The following is a 2,694-nucleotide window of genomic DNA, read 5'->3' as shown; positions in this document are numbered from 1 at the left end:
CCCAGATCTCCAAGCTTCTTCGGCCCGCGTCGATCGCGTCGTCCAGCCGGCCCATTCTGATCAGCACCGCGGCCCGGCCGTTGAGGATCATCGCCTGGTAGTCGCGCAGGCCGCTCGCTGTCGCTGTCGCTGTCGCCTCGTCCTGGGTGGCAAGCGCGTCGTCGAAGCGCCCCAGCTTGCCGTAGGTCGTGCCGAGATTGTGCAGGGTGCCCGCCTTACGCAGGGGCAGACCTGCTCGATCCCAGCACACGAGGGCACGCTCGAACTCCTCGACCGCGACCTCGAAGCGACCCTGGTTCTTGTGGATGCAGCCCAACTGGTTGTGCCCGCGGGCTTGGCCCGCCCAGTCACCAGTCCGGACGGCCACCTGCAGAGCCTGGTCATGGATCTCGGCCAGATCAGCGAGCCAGCCTCTGTGGCTGAAGGGCCCGTTGAGACTGGCGGCCAGGCCCTCGACCGTGCCGGGATCGTCGGCGCGGGTGGTGGCCTGCCGGGCGACGGCGATGAGGTTGTCGCGCTCCAGCTCGATCCAGTCGATCGCCTCCTGCGGTGTGGCCAGGCGAAGGCCCGGCTGGCCGGCGCGAAGGTGCCTGACGATGACGGAGGCGGGCTTGACCAGGAGGCTGGCCGTCCTGGCTGTGGCGAGGTAATGGTGCAACGCGCGGCGGGTGGCGGCCACCCGATCGCTTTCCTGGATGATGCCGTCGGCTTGTTCGCGGGCGTAGAGGCGGACGAGGTCGTGCATCCGGTAGCGGCCCGGCCCCGCCGATTCGAGCAGCCGGGCATCCAGGAGGCGCTCCAGCGTGGCCTCCACCGCGTGCTCGGGACGGTCGGCGAGAGCGGCGGTGGCCGCCGGGGTGTGGGTGGGCGTGTCGAGGAGGCCGAGCAGGGCGAACAGGTGGGCGGCGTCCTGGCCGGCGGGCTCGTCCTTGAGGTGATGGAGGCTGACGGCGATGCCGGCGCGGACGGCCAGGTCGGCGTACTGCAGCGTGTCCAGGCGGCGGGTGGCGTCGGCCAGCCGGTCGGCGAGGTAGGACAGCGGCCAGTCGGGGCGGGCGGCCAGACGTGCCGCCGCGATGCGAAGGGCCAGGGGCAGGCCCCCGCAGAGCCGGACGATCTGCCCGGCGGCCTCCGCCTCGGCGTGGACCCGGCCGGGGCCGGCGATCCGGGCCAGCAGCGCGGTGGAGTCGGACGGATCGAGCCCGGGCAGGTTCAGCTGGCTCGCCCCGTCGAGCGAGGTGAGAACCTGCCGGCTCGTGATGACGACCGCACACCCCGGCCCGGCGGGAATGAGCGGGCGGACCTGACGGCTGTCGAGGGCGTTGTCGAGGATGATCAGCACGTTCCGCGCCGAGGTGAGGGACCGGTAGCGGGCCACGGCCTCCTCGACCGTGGTCGGCACGGCCGAGCCGTCCAGCCCGAGCGAGCGCAGCAGCCGGCCGAGCGCCTCCAGCGGCGACAGAGGCCGCAGGCCGTCGGTGGCGCCGTGCAGGTCGATGTGGACAACACCGTCGGTGTAGCGGTCGGCGACGGCGTGCGCCAGGTGGACGGCCAGCGCGGATTTACCGATCCCGCCGGGACCGCCGATGGCGACGACCGCCGGCGTGCCGGCCCCCGAGTCGGTGAGCGCCTTGTCGAGCCAGGCCAGCTCGACATCGCGGGCGGTGAAGGCGCGGGTGTCGGCGGGCAGCTCGGCCGGGGCGACCGCGTCGGCGAGCGTGGCATCCTGCGCCGGAACGGTCAGATCGAGAACGGGATCGCGGGCCAGGATCGCCCGATGGAGCCGGCGCAGCTCGGCACCCGGCTCGATGCCGAGCTCCTGGATCATGACGCGGCGAGTGTCCTGATAGACGGCGAGCGCTTGCGATGACCGTCCAGCGCGATACAGCGCCAGCATCAGCTGCGCATGCGGCCTCTCCCGCAGCGGGTGCGCCTCGATGTGGACGGTCAGATCCGGTATCACCGCGTGGTGATCGCCGGCCGCCATCCGCAAATCGACGTGATCTTCCAGAGCGGTGAGACGTTCCTCCGCCAGGCGGGTGGCCTCGATCCGGGCCCACTCCGCCGACATGCCCGCCAGGGCCTGTCCCCGCCACAAGGCCAGAGCCTGCCGGAACGACCTGTCCGCGGTAACGATCTCTCCCCTGGCCCGGCCGGCACGCGCTTCGCGCACCAGCCGCATGAACAGGTGAGCATCGACGTGATCAGGAGGCACGTCCAGGCAGTATCCACCTGGCGCGGTCACGATGACCTCGTCGAGCGCCCGGGGCGCGAGGAACTCGCGAAGTTTCGACACCACGATGTGGAGCTGCTTCGGCGCCGTCGACGCCCGGCTCTGTCCCCACACATCGGTGAGGAGCTGGTCAGTGGTGACCACCCGGCCGGCGCTCAATGCCAGCCGGGTCAGCAGGCCGATCCGTCGGCTGCCGGTCAGCGGTAGCACGTCGCCGCCTGCCGTCAGCTCCCACGGACCCAAGATCTTGATCCGCAGTCCCATCGCGCAACCCTCCGTAGGCAGGACCAGCGTTTCATCGGTCATGACCGTTACCCGTTGGAGGGCCTCCTCCGCGATCTCCTGAGCGGCAGGTGATGAACATACCGGAACATACCGCGGGTTGACACGCTGCCGCCGTGTCGTTGACTCTTCGCTGTGCCGTACTCATCCTGGTCGCTTCCCTCCGGGTGCCAGGTGCG

At 71.0% G+C, this 2,694-nt stretch carries 1 protein-coding gene; it reads right to left on the bottom strand.

Annotation, left to right across the window (positions count from 1 at the left end; translation table 11 throughout):
• Positions 1–2,539 (bottom strand): BTAD domain-containing putative transcriptional regulator (locus ACFKCF_RS61460; RefSeq protein WP_394506753.1); only part of this gene is annotated, 2,539 nt, incomplete at its 3' end.
• Positions 2,540–2,694: the final 155 nt, after the last annotated feature.

Origin of the sequence: Nonomuraea sp. JJY05, assembly GCF_043496855.1 — a bacterium.
In the GTDB taxonomy this organism is placed as follows: domain Bacteria; phylum Actinomycetota; class Actinomycetes; order Streptosporangiales; family Streptosporangiaceae; genus Nonomuraea.
The sequence above is the reverse complement of the archived record's forward strand: the minus strand, read 5'-3'. Positions and strand labels throughout refer to the sequence as shown.